General features: G+C 63.0%; 18 protein-coding genes and 1 riboswitch. Of the genes, 10 read left to right on the forward strand and 8 right to left on the reverse strand.

The annotated features are described in order from the left end of the window. Positions 1–39: 39 nt before the first annotated feature. A riboswitch (SAM riboswitch) is annotated at positions 40–153 on the reverse strand. Between the two features lie 366 nt (positions 154–519). Next, positions 520–1,353, forward strand: a complete 834-nt coding sequence (locus tag NS6_RS15475) for an SAM-dependent methyltransferase (RefSeq protein WP_068042402.1) — start codon at positions 520–522, stop codon at positions 1,351–1,353. A gap of 19 nt (positions 1,354–1,372) precedes the next feature. Here NS6_RS15475 and NS6_RS15480 read toward each other — a convergent pair whose 3' ends face one another. Then, the gene (locus NS6_RS15480; RefSeq protein WP_068042580.1) at positions 1,373–2,362 is read right to left on the reverse strand and encodes an alpha/beta hydrolase; all 990 of its coding nucleotides are present in this window, start codon (positions 2,360–2,362) and stop codon (positions 1,373–1,375) included. 93 nt (positions 2,363–2,455) lie between these two features. Between NS6_RS15480 and NS6_RS15485 the strand changes: the two genes are divergently transcribed. The 3 genes from NS6_RS15485 to NS6_RS15495 all read left to right on the forward strand — a co-directional run bounded on the left by NS6_RS15485 (position 2,456) and on the right by NS6_RS15495 (position 3,873). Continuing rightward, positions 2,456–3,022 carry a TetR/AcrR family transcriptional regulator gene (locus tag NS6_RS15485; protein ID WP_068042404.1) on the forward strand — a complete coding sequence of 189 codons (567 nt, stop codon included), beginning with the start codon at positions 2,456–2,458 and terminating at the stop codon, positions 3,020–3,022. A gap of 156 nt (positions 3,023–3,178) precedes the next feature. Continuing rightward, positions 3,179–3,439 carry a type II toxin-antitoxin system CcdA family antitoxin gene (locus NS6_RS15490; RefSeq protein ID WP_068042406.1) on the forward strand — a complete coding sequence of 87 codons (261 nt, stop codon included), beginning with the start codon at positions 3,179–3,181 and terminating at the stop codon, positions 3,437–3,439. Beyond that, complete coding sequence (locus tag NS6_RS15495) at positions 3,439–3,873, forward strand: type II toxin-antitoxin system VapC family toxin (protein WP_068042407.1); 435 nt, start codon at positions 3,439–3,441, stop codon at positions 3,871–3,873. The genes NS6_RS15490 and NS6_RS15495 overlap by 1 nt, the downstream gene beginning before the upstream one ends. 223 nt (positions 3,874–4,096) lie before the next feature. Here NS6_RS15495 and NS6_RS15500 read toward each other — a convergent pair whose 3' ends face one another. Next, the gene (locus NS6_RS15500; protein WP_068042409.1) at positions 4,097–5,125 is read right to left on the reverse strand and encodes a hypothetical protein; all 1,029 of its coding nucleotides are present in this window, start codon (positions 5,123–5,125) and stop codon (positions 4,097–4,099) included. Positions 5,126–5,301: 176 nt separating this feature from the next. Between NS6_RS15500 and NS6_RS15505 the strand changes: the two genes are divergently transcribed. After that, positions 5,302–5,589: a phosphotransferase-like protein gene (locus NS6_RS15505; RefSeq protein ID WP_068042411.1), complete on the forward strand. Its 288-nt coding sequence runs from the start codon at positions 5,302–5,304 to the stop codon at positions 5,587–5,589. Positions 5,590–5,637: 48 nt separating this feature from the next. Here NS6_RS15505 and NS6_RS15510 read toward each other — a convergent pair whose 3' ends face one another. Together NS6_RS15510 and NS6_RS15515 are read right to left on the reverse strand one after the other, a co-directional pair. Further along, positions 5,638–5,829 (reverse strand): DUF397 domain-containing protein, encoded by a 192-nt coding sequence (locus NS6_RS15510; protein WP_068042412.1) that lies wholly within the window; start codon positions 5,827–5,829, stop codon positions 5,638–5,640. Between the two features lie 2 nt (positions 5,830–5,831). Beyond that, positions 5,832–6,719, reverse strand: coding sequence for a helix-turn-helix domain-containing protein (locus tag NS6_RS15515; RefSeq protein WP_068042414.1), 888 nt, complete (start codon positions 6,717–6,719; stop codon positions 5,832–5,834). A 389-nt stretch (positions 6,720–7,108) separates the two neighbouring features. Here NS6_RS15515 and NS6_RS15520 point away from each other — a divergent pair, with 389 nt between their 5' ends. Next, positions 7,109–7,597 carry a hypothetical protein gene (locus NS6_RS15520; protein ID WP_157112778.1) on the forward strand — a complete coding sequence of 163 codons (489 nt, stop codon included), beginning with the start codon at positions 7,109–7,111 and terminating at the stop codon, positions 7,595–7,597. Positions 7,598–7,873: 276 nt separating this feature from the next. Here NS6_RS15520 and NS6_RS15525 read toward each other — a convergent pair whose 3' ends face one another. Beyond that, positions 7,874–8,758: an HNH endonuclease gene (locus NS6_RS15525; RefSeq protein ID WP_068042417.1), complete on the reverse strand. Its 885-nt coding sequence runs from the start codon at positions 8,756–8,758 to the stop codon at positions 7,874–7,876. Positions 8,759–8,896: 138 nt separating this feature from the next. Between NS6_RS15525 and NS6_RS15530 the strand changes: the two genes are divergently transcribed. From NS6_RS15530 to NS6_RS15550, 4 genes are all read left to right on the forward strand, one after another. Then, the gene (locus tag NS6_RS15530; protein WP_068042419.1) at positions 8,897–10,195 is read left to right on the forward strand and encodes a restriction endonuclease; all 1,299 of its coding nucleotides are present in this window, start codon (positions 8,897–8,899) and stop codon (positions 10,193–10,195) included. A gap of 477 nt (positions 10,196–10,672) precedes the next feature. Further along, positions 10,673–11,230: a hypothetical protein gene (locus NS6_RS15535; RefSeq protein ID WP_068042420.1), complete on the forward strand. Its 558-nt coding sequence runs from the start codon at positions 10,673–10,675 to the stop codon at positions 11,228–11,230. 15 nt (positions 11,231–11,245) lie between these two features. Beyond that, positions 11,246–12,307 (forward strand): hypothetical protein, encoded by a 1,062-nt coding sequence (locus tag NS6_RS34740; protein WP_157112779.1) that lies wholly within the window; start codon positions 11,246–11,248, stop codon positions 12,305–12,307. Between the two features lie 100 nt (positions 12,308–12,407). Continuing rightward, the gene (locus NS6_RS15550) at positions 12,408–12,740 is read left to right on the forward strand and encodes a hypothetical protein (RefSeq protein ID WP_068042426.1); all 333 of its coding nucleotides are present in this window, start codon (positions 12,408–12,410) and stop codon (positions 12,738–12,740) included. A 180-nt stretch (positions 12,741–12,920) separates the two neighbouring features. Here the strand turns inward: NS6_RS15550 and NS6_RS15555 are convergent, their stop codons facing one another. Genes NS6_RS15555 through NS6_RS34745 form a run of 3 tightly spaced genes read right to left on the reverse strand, consistent with a single transcriptional unit; the run spans position 12,921 to position 14,697 of the window. Then, complete coding sequence (locus NS6_RS15555) at positions 12,921–13,976, reverse strand: serine hydrolase domain-containing protein (RefSeq protein ID WP_068042428.1); 1,056 nt, start codon at positions 13,974–13,976, stop codon at positions 12,921–12,923. Then, entirely contained in the window at positions 13,973–14,503 is a 531-nt protein-coding gene (locus tag NS6_RS15560) for a PadR family transcriptional regulator (RefSeq protein ID WP_068042582.1), read from the reverse strand. Before NS6_RS15560 ends, NS6_RS15555 begins: the two co-directional genes overlap by 4 nt. Before the next feature lie 32 nt (positions 14,504–14,535). After that, the gene (locus tag NS6_RS34745; protein WP_245669369.1) at positions 14,536–14,697 is read right to left on the reverse strand and encodes an SRPBCC family protein; all 162 of its coding nucleotides are present in this window, start codon (positions 14,695–14,697) and stop codon (positions 14,536–14,538) included.

Genomic DNA, 14,697 nt, shown 5'->3' on the forward strand with positions numbered 1-14,697 from the left:
CACTCCTCGAGGTCAGGGACCCCGGGTAACTAGTGTCGGAGTCCGCGCTTGCCGCGCCCGATCCGGTAGCGGCCAGGTCGTCACCCGGAGCACCCCACCGCGGAGGAGGGTTGCCGACCAGCGAGCCGGGGCTTGACACTGGTACTCATGACCTGCGCCGAGATTGGCAGAGGCTTCCGTGCTTGTCAACCCCCGAGTGCTCGCCGGGCGTTGCGGTCACTCCGATCAATAACATCTGACCTGCGCGGATCGGCGTCGTGCGAATATGTGTCCGCAATGCTCGGTCTCACCCGAGCGGAGCGGTCTCAACGTGTCCTCGACCTACTCGACGAGGTGGGTCCCGGTGCGGAATTCGCCCGCCGCCGCCCTCACGAACTCTCCGGCGGCCAGAGCCGGCGCGTGGCCATCGCCCGGGCCGGGTGCAGGAGCTCGCGTTCGGTCCCTGATCACCCGCCAGGGTCACGACCGAGATGGTTAACTCGAAAGAGCGGACATCATCGCTCGAATGAGGAGTAGCTCGTGGCAGCACAGAAAGATTCGGTGGATCTCCAGCAGAACCGAGCCCATAGTGCGCGCATATACGACTACTTCCTCGGCGGCAAGGACAACTACCCTGCCGACCGGGAGGCCGCGGAGAGGATCGAGCAGGCCATTCCCTCGGTTCGCGGTGTGGCCCGCGGCAATCGGTCGTTCATGGTCCGCGCGGTACGTCATCTCAGCGAGCTGGGTGTGCGCCAATTCCTGGATATCGGCACCGGGATCCCCACCGAACCGAATCTGCACCAGGTAGCCCAGGAAACGGCGTCGGCCGCCCGGGTTGTCTACGTGGACAACGATCCGATCGTCCTGGCCCACGCCCGCGCGCTGCTGATCGGGACACCCGACGGCGTCACCCAGTACGTGCACGCCGATCTGACTGCCCCGGAACAGATTCTGTCCGATCCGACGGTGCGCGAAACCCTGGACTTGGATGAGCCGGTGGCGTTGAGCCTCATTGCCCTGTGCCATTTCGTTCCCGGCGACCGTATCTACGACATCGTCGATTCGCTACTCGCGCCGCTGCCGTCGGGATCGTATCTGGTGATGACCCACCTGACCACCGACTTCGACCCGGCCATGGTCGAGGGGACCGTGCAGGCGTACCGGGCGAGCGGGATCGAGATGGAGGCTCGCGATTACCGCGGAGTCTCCCGTTTCTTCCGTGATCTGGAGGTGCTGGAGCCCGGGATCGTCGCGATCGAAGACTGGTATGCGGGGGAGAAGCCCCCGCCCCCGGCCGGGGTGACCGAGTTGCCGACCGGCGCGCCCCGCCCACCCGCCGCGGGCTACGCGGCCGTGGGCCGCAAGAAATAGCCGACCCGGGTGGATCAGGTCAGCGGTCACCGGCGCTCCAGTACCGGAGCAGCTCCGGTCCGAGTTGCTCGGCGGCCTGCATGGGCAGGGAGTGTGTGGTTTCTGGCCAGACGGTGACCGGGCTTTTTCCCAGTGCTCGGGCGCGGTCGGCGGCCGCCTGACCGCCGGCCAAGGATTTATCGGCGGCGATGTCGATCCGGACCGGCATCGCCATCGACTTCCACTCCGCGTCGGTGAAGGTCCGCGGCACCAGGGTGGTCGCCTTGTAATGTCTGGCCCCCTCGTCGACCATCACCGAGACAGGGGTGCGTTCTCGCACTTCTTCGATCGAGACCCCTCCGATCTGTGCCAGCGCATGGTCCTTCCACGGCTGCGGGACCGGCAGTACCAGTAGCGCTGACCACAGGTACATCGAGACCGGGAGTCCTGAAAGCACCACCACCGGTTCGAGCAGTGTCAAGGAGGCCACCCGTCCGGGATGGGCGAGTGCGTGGGCGGCGGCGGTGGCACCGCCGAAAGAGTGCCCCACCATGTGGGCGCGAGCGATGTCGAGACCCGCGAGTGCCTGCTCCACCCATACTGTCCGATCGTCGAACGAGGTGAAAGGCACCGATTGGGTGGACATTCCGGAATCACCGACCGCGTCCATCGCATAGAGGGTGCGTGTGCCGATCCAGTGGGGCAGGTTCTCGGCCCACATCGGTACGCCCGAACGGATTCCGGGCAGGAATACGACCGGCGCCGCACTCTCGCGTCCCTCGGTGGCGGTCCACTCGTACACCCGGACGGTGCCGTGATCGGTGGCAATGTCGTGGGTGCGCGTCGGTGTGGGCAGCGTCGCCATCGCAGCGTCGTACGCAGCGCGGTAGGACTCGAGCCCTTCCCGGCTCCGCCAGTGACCCACCGTCGGCTCCGGTGCAACAACCGAGGCGACTTTATCGGCGACGAGCCATGCGGCCACCACCGCGGCCAGGACCTTCAGGATGCTTCGGTTCGGCTTCGCGCCCATATCCACTCCAGGAAAATACAGTCGTATTTATCGATATTTCCCAGCGTACACCTGGATCAATACGATCGTATTTTCCGTCGCTAGTATGGGGGGATGAGCAGCACGAACCCCGACGAACGCCGCACCGCGATCATCCGGGCGGTATGGCAGGTGATCGCGGAGCACGGCATGGGTGCGGTATCCATGCGCAACGTGGCCGCGGCCGCAGGGGTTTCGGTGGGGCAAATCCAATACTGGTTCACCAGTAAGGACGAACTCCTCCGGGCCGGTCTCGAAACGATGGTGTCGGGCGCTGCGCAACTCCACGACACCGCCACCGAACACGCCGACGACCGCGAAACACTGTGGCAGCTGATCGGACAATCCATCCCCCGCGCGGAGTCGTCCAGCGCTGGAGTCTCGGTCTTCCACCAATACATCGCCGCCGCCATCAACCACCCGGCCCTGGCCCGCATACTTGCCGACGCGAAAAACGGCGCCGAAAGCGAGGTCGCCCGATTGCTCGCCGGAATCGCCCCTGAAGTCGCCGACCCGCATATCGCGGCAAGGGCACTGATGGCGACCGCGGACGGACTCACCATGCGAGTCCTCATCGGCAGCCTTTCGGCAACGGAAGCCGAACGCGCACTACGGCTGGCGGTGGAACGGTTCACCAACTGAGCACCGCCACGCTGGAACGGGCCCCGGTGAGCGCAGGACTCAGCCGAAGAAATTGCCTGCAAATTCCTGATTCAGTGTGTGCAGATTCCTGATCTATGGGATCTGAGCAGGGGATTTCCGATGTGGGCAGTGGACGAAGAAGTGTAAGGTGCTTGTATGGCCAAACGTAAGATAACGGTGACCGTCGATGAAGAGGTCCTGGCGAAGGCGCGCGAACTGGGCGACGCGCACTTGTCTGCCGTTGTCAATGCGGCCTTGGCCGAACATGTGGATCGGATGGCACGGCGAGACGCCCTTCGCGATTTACTCGACGGTTGGGAGCAGGCCGTCGGCCCGGTCGCAGATGACGACGCACACGACGCGGCCGCAGCCTTCGACGAGCTCGAGGGTATCGGGTTCGGTCGGGAGATCGCCTGATGCTGCCGGTTGTCCTCGATTCCGCCGGGCTTTCCGCGGCATGTGAGCCGAAGCCACCGAAGCGGGTACAAGCGCTACTCGCGGAGGCGTACCTCCGCGGAAGTGAGGTCCTGGTGCCGGCCGTTGTCTGTGCCGAGGTATGCCGTGGAGTTCCGCGTACGCGGCAGGTCGAAACGCTGGTGGCTCGCACGCTCCGCGACAGCGCAGCACATCGGCCGGTGCGGATGGTGCCCACCGATTTCGATCTCGCCCGCCAAGTGGGCGCGATCCTCGACAGCGCGAAGGTCGGCAGCCGCTACCTGGCGGATGCACACGTGGTCGCGGTGTGCGTTCAACACGGTGGCGGCCTGGTGATCACCTCGGACCCCGATGACATCATGCACCTCGCGGCCGCGGTTCCGGCCGCCCGAATCATCACCCGCAGCCCGGCCTGAGCACGAGCGCGCTCGTCCGGCGTCGGCCGAGGCTATTTGTGCCAGTGAATTCCGGTATCAGGACCACTTTTCATGACCCGAGTCCGTTATGGGTGCGATCACCTCGATCACGGTGGCCCCGCCTACCAGGCGGGACCCTTCGAACATGCCAAACCCGCATGCCACGCACAGATAGGCCCGGGCGCTATCCGACGCGGAGGGGTACGCCGTGTGACGTGGCCGGCTAGGCCATCAGCTCGGTGTGGGCGTGCTCCGGCGCCGTCCGGCAGACGTAGAGCTGCTGGTCGTAGCCGCTACCTATTTGGACCGCAGTGGGGTTGAAGCCGATGAGTGGTTCATGCGCCGGTTCCTCGTGTGGGAGCCAGCTGCTGTCTCTGCCGGCTTCGGACGTGGCGATGGTCAGCAGGGCATCCATATCGCTGTCGCAGGTAGGGCAGAGCAGGGGACTGGGATCGGTGGCTCCCCAGCTGGGCCAGCCGCCGACTCTCCAACCGGGAGCGACGGACAACTCGTTGCCGTAGAAATCCGGCGGGTACGACGCGTAGGCGCTGTCCACACCCGTGTCGGCTGCCTGCCACAGGCTCCAGTCTCCGATCTGCTCCTGGAGTTCCTTGCTCAGCTCCCTGAGGTCGGGGTATTCGGTGACCTGCTCCGGGTTGAGCAGGCACGGCTCGGGCAGGTAGCCGTCGAACTGCATCGCGGGCGGTTCGGGGGGCGTGGCGAGGATATCGGTGACTGTGGCGGCCGACCACCAGAACAGCGCGGTCTTGGGCATGGCCGGGTGGTCGAAGGGGCACCACAAGACCTGGAGCAGGTCTGCGCAGTCAGGCGTATGCAGATCGGGCACGTCCCGTGTGTACAGCTGTGCGACCGGCAGCATCGCTATGGAACCCTCATATGGGGCGATCGCCGGCTCGAGCGGATACTCCTGCGGGTGGCGGATTCGCTCGAGGGTCTCTCGTTCCTGCGTGGTCAGGGCCCTGCTGCGCGAGGCGGCACGGATCCGTCGTTCCAGCCGCACGTCTGCTGGGGACAGGGCCGGATTGATTCCGTCCACTACATGGGGTCCGTCGCAGTGCGGCCACGGCTCGTCGGCAGGCCAGAGCAGTGGTCCGCCGATAGAACTGTCCTGCGGTGACGGCACCCCGGGGCGGGGGTGCAGCCGGGTCGCCGTCCGTGCCAGCGGAGCCAGGTGAGGGAAGACGGTGGTGACGTCGAACGGCCGCGGCGGAGTGGTCGGGGTGCTGGTCATAGCCGCGATATTGTCAAATGACTCTGACAACGGCGGGTCACCGTAGTATCAGCCGAATTCCGGGCATATGACGTATCGGCTGGTCAGAAGGCTGTCAGTTGTGTGCGAGGGAAACTCGAGAAGCCACGGCGGCGGCAACATGTTTCGGCCACCCACTCGTTAATTAGTGTGGTCAGATGCCGAACAAAGGGCTCCGACGTCGAGTAATCCTCCTCACCGGGACATCGAGTTCCGGCAAGACCACCCTTGCTCGCGCCATCCAGGACGAGAGCGATACCCCGTTCGTCTACTGGGGCATCGACACCCTGTTCGGCCTGGTGCCGCCGATTTGGGGCGGCGGGTCCTACAGCCCGCTCAGCCGACGCGGCCACTTCCACACCGTTCACGACCCCGGCTACACCTACGACATGACCATTGACACGACTACAGGAACACCCGCGACCCTGGCCAGAACCATTCTGTGACACCAGCACCGTCCGGCCGAACTCGCGGCGCGAATCGACCGATGCGGATCAGCTACCAGTCGAAATTGTCCGAAGGAACGCATCCCACTCGGCCGGTGCGAAAATGAGGGCGAAGCCGGCGGGGTTCTTCGAATCCCGCACCCCGACCGCGTCGGCTGTATGTGCAACCTCTACGCACTCGCCACCGTGCTGGCTGTAGCTGCTCTTGAACCAGCTGGCACCCGATAGGTCAGTGCGCATATTTACCGCTCCCTTGCTAACTCTCTCAGCGCTTGCCGGCTGTCCGGCCCGGCAATCGCCTTACCTCTGATGAGATCGTACGTCCGAAGAAACCTCGCTACGTCGTCGCGATCCTCGATATACATGTTGCCGACGATCCCTTCCAGGAAGACCACGGGCGGCTCTACGGGCTCGCCCGGCGCTGATTCGCCGAACATGAGGACAACAAACGGTGGCATGGAAATGCCACCTGGGAATCCTGCGGCAAATGGCAGGATGGCCAGCTCGATGTTGTCTCGAGTGGACATATCGGCCAGATGCCGAAGCTGCACGGCCATGACACCGCGCCCGCCCGCCGCTCTCCGGAGGGCCGCCTCTCCGACCACCACATCCAGCGTGACCGGCTGTGTACGCCGGGTGATTATCTTCTGGCGCTGCATCTTCAGCTGGATACGTCCGGCCTGCTGTTCGGGATCGTCGTCCGGGCCCTGTTCGTGCGCCAGCGCTCGGTCGTAGTCCGCGGTCTGTAACAGGCCAGGCACCAACTCGGGTTGATAGGAAAGAATTTTCGTGGCCGCCGCTTCCAGCCCTACGTAGACATCGAAATCCTTCGGGATCAGATCACCGTACTGGTGCCACCAATTTTTGACGTTCGCCTGCTTGGCCAGTCCGACCAAGGCTGCTATCAGATCGTCCGGAACTCCATACAGGTCGCAAGCAGCCTGGATGTCTCGCGTCTTGATCCGTGAGTTTTCCCCCTTCTCGAGTCTCCCGAGGCTGGTCGCCCCCATCTCCAGTAGCTGCGCGGCCTTGGCCTGGGTGTAGCCGGCTTGAGTTCGCCACTCCAGCAGGTGCCTTCCTAGTTGGCGCCGGGGCAGCGTTGATCCGGTACCGCCGAGGTTTTGAGGCATCTGTCCTCCGTTTCGGGGATTCGCATTTCACCGGTTCGGTGCAAGCCCTCTACCGGGCACGGTTCTCCTGCTGGCAGTTTGGAGAGCTTCGTCCGGAGGCTCCGATTCGGTGGGCAATCGAGCTCTGTGAAGTGTGTCATAGACGAGCACCCGGACGTGCCGGATCCGAATATCCAGTGCCCGAGTGCATTTCCCTGTCTATTCGATGTCATCGAGGTGCCGCCATGACTCAGCCGACCGGTAAGTGCGATCCCCACCGCCCCCGAGCACTGGGCTATCTCCGAACCGATCTTTCCTTCAACCAGGCTCTCCATGCGGAAGCCATCCGCATACTCGCCCGAAGCCAGGGGCACACACTGATTTACATAGTCCGACTCGGACCCGATTCGGTGTCAGACCCAATCGGTCACGTCCTCGATATTGTCCACGCCACCGCAACGACGACGCTGATCGTCCCCGACCTCGGCCACCTCGAGAACCATCCCGGCCGCGTCTGTGACACCTGCGATCTCATCACAGTATGCCCGGAGCAGCTGTGGATGAAGGCTGGCACCAACACCCTTGATGTGGCGCGTGAACCCATCTGGTTGCCGGAGGTCTGGCACAGCGAGCCCGCCACACGGCTCCGTGTCGCCGCCGCGCATCGAATCATGCAGGCACACCGATCCTGCAACCCTTTGAACTGCCCTCGAAAGGCCGCTGCCTTCGCGCTGCTCGCCGAAACCGGCAAACTGGTCCCTGCCACCCGCAGTCCCCGTGAACGAGCAGCCGCCCGCGGGCTCCCTTACCCACCGGCCTTGCCGTCTACCGCGAGCACGGGCCCATCCCTCGCAGTTCTCCACCGGTTTCTCGCCGGACTCACCCGGGCCGAGCGATGAACGAGGACCCAAACCATCCTTCGGGCGCAGACGTCCACATTACTGTCTTCCTACACGGGCTCCGCCTCGAGTATCGAGCTCATCCCACCGTTGCAATTCTCTTTCTCCGTTCCACGGACCGCACGTGGAAGCAATACTCCCGGGTACCCCGGCCCGCTACGCCGGCTGCCCTGCGAACGTCTCTGCCGGGCCCGGAACTGATCCCATTGGCCGACACCGCGGTAAACCTCGGCGAACCCATTGTCTGAACGTATGGCGATGCAATCGACGAATCTGTCAGCTTGCTGCCAGGAATTCGGTGTACCGTTCGTCGAGTCGGCTCCGAGACGGGTGGTCCGTCGGTTTCGCGGGGATAACGAGGGGCCTGTCATGCATCGCTTGAATGCCGTGCTCGAGCATCGGCCCGTCTTTTTCCTCGAGCAGATCCTTGTTGATCTTGACCTCGAAGTCGGGTGAAATTCCCAGGAAGTTGGCGTCGTATGCGGCGTGGTGGATCTTGCAAAGACTCAGGCCGTTGTCGACGGTCGCCGTACCGTGGGGTTGGGTATCGGCAATAATATGCGCAGCATCGAGTAATTCTCTGTGCTTGAGATTGCAGACTGCGCACTGTCGTTGGTACGCGAGTAGAATACGCTCTCGGAACTCGGGCTGATGAATCCGTTGTTTGGTTATCCTCTCCGCATAGCGCTTCTCCACCGGTTCCAGCTGTCGGGGGTTTTTGACGGATCGCAATTCCTCGTCCAGTGCAATAAGAAATCTCTGGTTCTCGCGATCGTCGTCAACTGCGTACACCGGAAAAACGGGGTAATACAAACCGGGGAGAATCTTACGGAGAAGGATAAGGGGCAACTTCAGCTCGATAGCGCGCCGAAGCTTCGTATTATCGCTCGCGTCGCTTCCCGCACGGTAAGAATATGCGAACAGTGACCCGCCGAGTTCCTCGTCTTCATAGCCGCTGTCCGGATCGGACATGATCGACAGGGTGCCGTTCATCTCCTTGGGATTTCGTATTCCGCGACTACGGTCGATCAGTCGATAGACCTCTCCGTCGACATCGAACGACCAGAGCTGTTCGCGGGTTACGGTCACGCTCTCCTGCGTCATATCTCGCAGGTGCTTGAATATCTGCTGGCGCAGACGGGATTCGGCGTTCAGGTCCACGCTCGAAGTCTGCCACGAATCGGTGGGTGTAGACGACCTGTACGAGGCCATCGGTGGATCTGCGACCTGCCGTGTCGACCTAGGTATCGGGGGTGCTCGACTGGTCCGCGATCGTAGACGCCTCTACGATATGCATCCATGATCGGCTCTGAGTCCGCGGTGGCCTTCGATGCACTCCGGGAGGCCGATTTGCACATCGACCGCCTGTACCTCGCCGGCACGAAGGGGACGGCGGGGGACGATGCCCTAGGTCGGCTGCTTCCGGTTGGCCTGCAAGGCGGATTTCGGCCGCGTGGTTCGGTGAGGAAGAAGAGGGTGCGGCTGGTGGCCCTCTATACCGCCGGGACCGAGCCGGACTGGCCGGATCACCTGGATCCGGAGACCGGCATCTTCACCTACTATGGCGACAACCGGCGGTCCGGCTCTGACCTGCACCACACCAAGCGCTCCGGAAACCTGCTGCTGCGGGATGTCTTCGAAGCCACCCACGGTTTACCCGAAGAGCGGGCGGTAGTGCCACCATTTCTCTGTTTCGAGAAGGCCGCACCAGGGCGTTCGGTCCGGTTTCGAGGGCTTCTCGCGCCCGGTACGGAAACGATGACCTCCGACGAGGATCTATCCGCTATATGGCGTCACACGAAAGGTGCCCGGTTCCAGAATTATCGCGCAACCTTCACCGTCCTCGATGTGGGCATAGTGCAGCGCAGATGGCTGAGTTCGGTCCTTGCCGGTGAACCGACCACCGGTCCGGGTTGCCCGGAGCCGTGGAGGGAATGGGTCGAGGGGCGTGTGTACCGGCCGTTGGTCGCGCCATCGACGTTGACCATCCGGACGAAGGACGATCAGCTTCCGGACGACCCCGCGGGGTTGGAGATGCTGAGGATGATCCGCGCACATTTCGATGGCCGCGAGACGGACTTCGAAGAGTGTGCAGTAGCGATTTGGCGCATGATGGCACCGGCCACAGGGAAATGCGCGGTGACGCCTCCCTCGCGTGACGGCGGACGCGACGCAGTAGGCACCTACATGCTCGGTCCTGGTGCCGACCGGGTTGCTGTCGAGTTCGCACTCGAAGCGAAGTGCTATCGGGAAACCAACAGCGTCGGTGTCAAGGAGATGAGTCGGCTGATCTCTCGGATCCGGCACCGGCAGTTCGGTGTGTTCGTCACACTGTCCTACTTCGCAAAACAAGTCTATGAGGAAGTACGCGAAGACGGTCACCCCATAGTCATGATTTGTGGACGCGACGTCGTCGACTCGTTGCGGCGGAAGGGTTACAGCGATCCCGAGCGGCTTCGGAAGTGGATGGACGAGGGGTTCTCGAGAAACCGGAATATCGATTCGGTTGTGGATATCGGTAGCTCGGTATCAGTTGACGAAAGCATGCTCGACGAGAGTAGAACGACGGCGGTAAGCAATCAGATGCAGCGGCTCTGAGTCGGCTACTACAACGCGACCCGAGAACGCCCCGGTTGATCGACGGGATCCGGACCGGCAACACGTGGTGTGAGATTCCGACGGTGTATGGGGCCGTGGCAGAGGTATACCACACGAAAGGGGTCGCTGGAGCGTGGAAGGAAACCGGGGCCGGAATGGTCCCGGTCCACGTTGCCCGCGACGAAACTGGCAGCCACATCAACTCCGAACTCGATGAGCAGTGGGTCCCCAGAAACCGATGGCCCGCCTCGAGACCGTGGACGCAGCGCCGGGCGCGAACACCAGAAACAGCGACGGCCTTTGGTGCTGCCCTACGACGTGCGAGCAACTTTCTGGCCGGCGCGGTGCCACGGTTTCCCGGGGAACTCGCTCCGGCAAGTCGCGTCCAGTTCGTTGCCATGTTCGACTGTTGCGCCGTACCGTTTTGATGCATTGCGACTCTCAATCGGTCAGCAGCGAGAGGAAGGCTCGACGGCAGTGAATGACGACATCGATAAGGCGGCGCAGGACGATCCGGAGTGGGTGGTGTGGCGGAGCCAGGTCGAGGATGCGGCGGCCAGGCTGTTTACCGACACGCTGTTGCGGGCCCCCGGCGACTGGGTGACTCCGGCCGGTAAACCCTTGGGGCCCATGCCGGTGGGAGTTGACGTGTACAGCGACGAGATGGTTGATGACTGGCTGGCCGACGCGTTCGGCTACCTCTTTCCGTCCGAGGATTCGCTGTCGGAACCGGATCAGGCCGAGGCTGTTTCTCAGCTGGTCGCCTACGTTGGCGAGTATTTCGTCCGGCGCCTCGGCGGGCGGTGGGTCAACAGACCTTCCGAAATGGTGCTGTTCGGCTTCGGCCCTACAATTCGCTACGACTGGACCGACTCTTCGGACAACCCCGAAGATCTGATCTTCAGCGCAGCCGAGGAGGGGGACTTCGACAGCACCATCGGCCAGGCGTGGTATTCGAGATCTGTCGACTTCGCAGAGGCTCATGGACTACCGCACAGTCAGTTCGATGTCGAGCGCAAACACGGTCTGCGGTGATCGGGGCGTGGGGGGATGTCCGGCAACGATGAACACCTGCGCCGAGCGCACCTGCGCCGACATGACTTAGAAGCCGCCCGACGTGAGCAACGGGAAGCCTCCCAACGCGGGCGCAAATCGCAGGAGATCGGCCGTGAGTTCCATTACGGCATGGCCGAGCTCCGGGGCGAGACCCCTAAGAACGGTTGGCAGCACGAGCGTTCCATAACCCTGGATGGCCACACTCGTAAACACGACGCCGCCAGGGTGAACGAAAAGGGCGGTCTCGAGTTCCGAGAGTACAAGGGCGGCAGGAACGTCGGCGGCGAACTCACCATGAGCCAGATCGCTCAGGACCGGCGCGTGCTCGAGCGGGACCCGCATGCAACCGGGCTCTGGATCATGAGACAGGGCGCCGCCGCCCCCGAAGTCCGCAGAGAACTCGAAAAGCTACTCCGCGACTTCCCGCAGCGTTTCCAGGTCGTGGAAGTCTCCAAAGACCAGGCCAAACAGGCCCGCCGGGTGGGGCAGGAACTGGGCCGGGACCGCAATCAACTCGAACTGGTCAACACCGAACAACTTCGCCGAGACCAGCGGGTCAAGGAGCGCCGGGACAGGATCCAGCAGAAGCAGCATGTCAAGGAAGCCGTCCAGCGAGCTGCCGAACAACGAGAACGCGAAAGCCGACAGCGCGAAGAACGACAGCAGCAACGTAGAGCGGCCGACCGGCTAGCTCAGCGCGCCCGCGAACGCCGGGAAGCCGCAGACCGAGGCGAACGAACCCCGATGTCGGCTGAGAAGCGGCAGATATATTGCGCGTCTCCCGGCCGACTCCCGGAGCGGGGAACCCTTGCCGATCGCGCCGGCCGTCAAGCACAGCAGGAACCGGTCCCGGGAGCGGGAACGAGAGCGCTTCCGGGGGATCGAGCACGAACGCTGAACACTATCCAGCGGCCCGCCTGCAGATTCAAATTGTATCGCTGGCGCATTCGGCGTTACCGAATTGTTCCGCTCGGGTTCGCGCCGTTTTGGGCATCGGCCGCGTCGACCATATTCCATGGGTCTGCTATCGCTCGCGTAGCTCGCAATATTTCATAACCTTCGCGAACATAATGGCTCCGGTAGGACCAAGCCGCCGCTTATAGCGGATGCCTGTTCCGGGTCTACCGCCCGGACCCCTGCCGGGCATGATGGCCTCGTGGATTTGTGGGCGATGGTGGATCGCGGGCCCCGGCGGTATTGGAAGACTTTCGGCCGACGTATCGACCTGGACGGGCGGCATTCCTGGCTGCGGGCTCCCGTACTCACTGAGGTCGATGGGGTTGTCGAGGACAACTGGTTGCGGGCCGAAGCCGAACGGGTCGATGGGCGGATCGAGGACAATCCGGAGGCCGGCCTGCTGGCTGATATTCGGACGCTCGGTGGCGCCTCTGCCTCGCGTTCCACGATTGCGTTCTGGCACCACAGTTCTCGACTGTCACTGCGTCCAATATCATTCGCACCTGAAAAGTTATCGACCACGGACGTCTGATGCGATCCAGGAACCTGGTCCCGGTAAGCTGCGTCCACTTCGTTGCCGTGTTCGACTGTTACGCGGAATGACTGGAGCCCGGTGGGCGGGTCAGATCAGGTGGATCCGCTGTCGGCGCCTAGTCAAGTGAGACCAGCTACTCCAATTGGGCGTATCTGGGACAACTTCCGCTGCATCGAGTCAGGAGAACAGGGCGACAAGGCGCTGGAGAAGAACGTGGGAGAGGCTGACTCCGCGCATCTGGTTGACTGTCGCGGCGAGATAGAGATCGCGGTCGGGAACATGGTAGAGGACCGTCCCGAAGGCGCCGGAATGGCCGAGCATGGCGGGGGCCGTTGTGAAAGGGTTCTGCCAGCGGGGCTGCTGGAAGCGCATGATCCCGAGGCCGTAGTGGATGGGAACGTATGGTGCGAACACCGAATGCCAGTGGCTGGTCATCTCAGTGAGGTAGTGGGCAGGGAACAGCTCACCGGCGAAGAATGCACGCAGGAAACGCACTTGGTCGTTGACCGTTGACACTACGGCGCCGTCGGGCGGGAACGAGGCGATCGTCTTCGGGAGATGCAGCGGGTTGCGGCCATGCCGGACTGTCGCGACTTGGCTGTAGCGGTCCAGGGTGGCAGGGGTGAACAGCCAAGTGTGTGCCAGGTGCAGCGGATCGAGGATGCGCTGGTGCAGAGCCTTTTCGACACTGCCGGAGGTGACGGTCTCGACGATCCGCCCGAGGAGTTGATAGTTGGTGTCACAGTATTGTGCCCGGCCCGGTGTCGAGGGAGCGAAACGACTCGGCATGCCGCGAACCGATTCGAGGAAGTCCTCGAAGGTCCACGCGATATCGGTGCGGAGCATATCGGTGGCGAACGTTGTGCCGTCGGGTCGCTTTTGCTCGTAATAGTCCGGTATACCGGACGTTTGGGACAACAGTTCGCGTACGGTGACCACCGGGCCGTAATCGTGGCCGTTGTGCACGGCAAGCCCGCGTAGCGTGGAATCGCCGAGGATATCTGCCGCACGGGTGTCGAGGGTGAGCGTGCCCTCGTCGCGGAGTTGCATGATCATCGCGGCGGTGTAGAGCTTGGTGATGCTCGCGATGAAATACGGCTGGTCGGTGTTCCCATAGCCCCAGGTGAATCCGGTGGACGGCTGTTCGATGGCGGCGCTGAAATCCGACACTGCCGACTTGGCGTCGTAGCGCGCCGCGACACGATCGAGTCGAGGCGATAGGGATGTGCTCATGGGAGGATCCGTTCCAGTCGTTGCTGTGCGGCCTCGAGCCAGGCGAGTTCGGCCTTGGCCAGGGCGATTCCGTAATCGAGTGTGGTCAGGCGGAGTGCCTGCCCGATATCGGCGGGCTCGCTGGGTTGCTGGATCACTTCCAGCGTCGCCAGGTACTCGTTCATTTCTTGCCGTCGAGCCTGCAGCAGCGCACGAATCCGATCGGGCGGCAGCCTGTCCGCGAAGAATATGCGTAACAGGAATGGATCTCGTGTGGGTGGGGTGTGCAGCGGTGAGGCCAGCCAGGAGTCCAACTCGGCTACACCGAGTTCGGTCACGCTGTGGACGTGCATATTCGGACGATCCTCGTGCACAACAGTGCGACGAGAGGCCAGTCCGTTTGTCACCAGATCGGCGAGGGTGCGATACACCTGCGACTGATCCGAGGTCCAGAAGTGCGCGACGCTTTCGTCGATCACCTTCTTCAGCTCGTAGCCGCTCATCGGTTTGATAGTGAGCAGCCCGAGGATCGCGTGCCGTAGGGACATGTATAGATGATAGCGCACATATATGTGCTGTCCTATAGTGTGCGTGGCTCGGTACCGAGCTGGCCGTGGATTCCCTGCACCGGCTCGTGCGGCACCATGCCTCGCAGCCACTTCGGTAGTTGTGCCGGGTCGGCGAGCAGTTGGGCCACCTGCTCCCGGGGCAGGGCGATCTCGATGAAGTTGGTGTATTTCAT

Origin of the sequence: Nocardia speluncae NBRC 108251, from assembly GCF_001613245.1 — a bacterium.
In the GTDB taxonomy this organism is placed as follows: Bacteria; Actinomycetota; Actinomycetes; order Mycobacteriales; family Mycobacteriaceae; genus Nocardia; species Nocardia speluncae.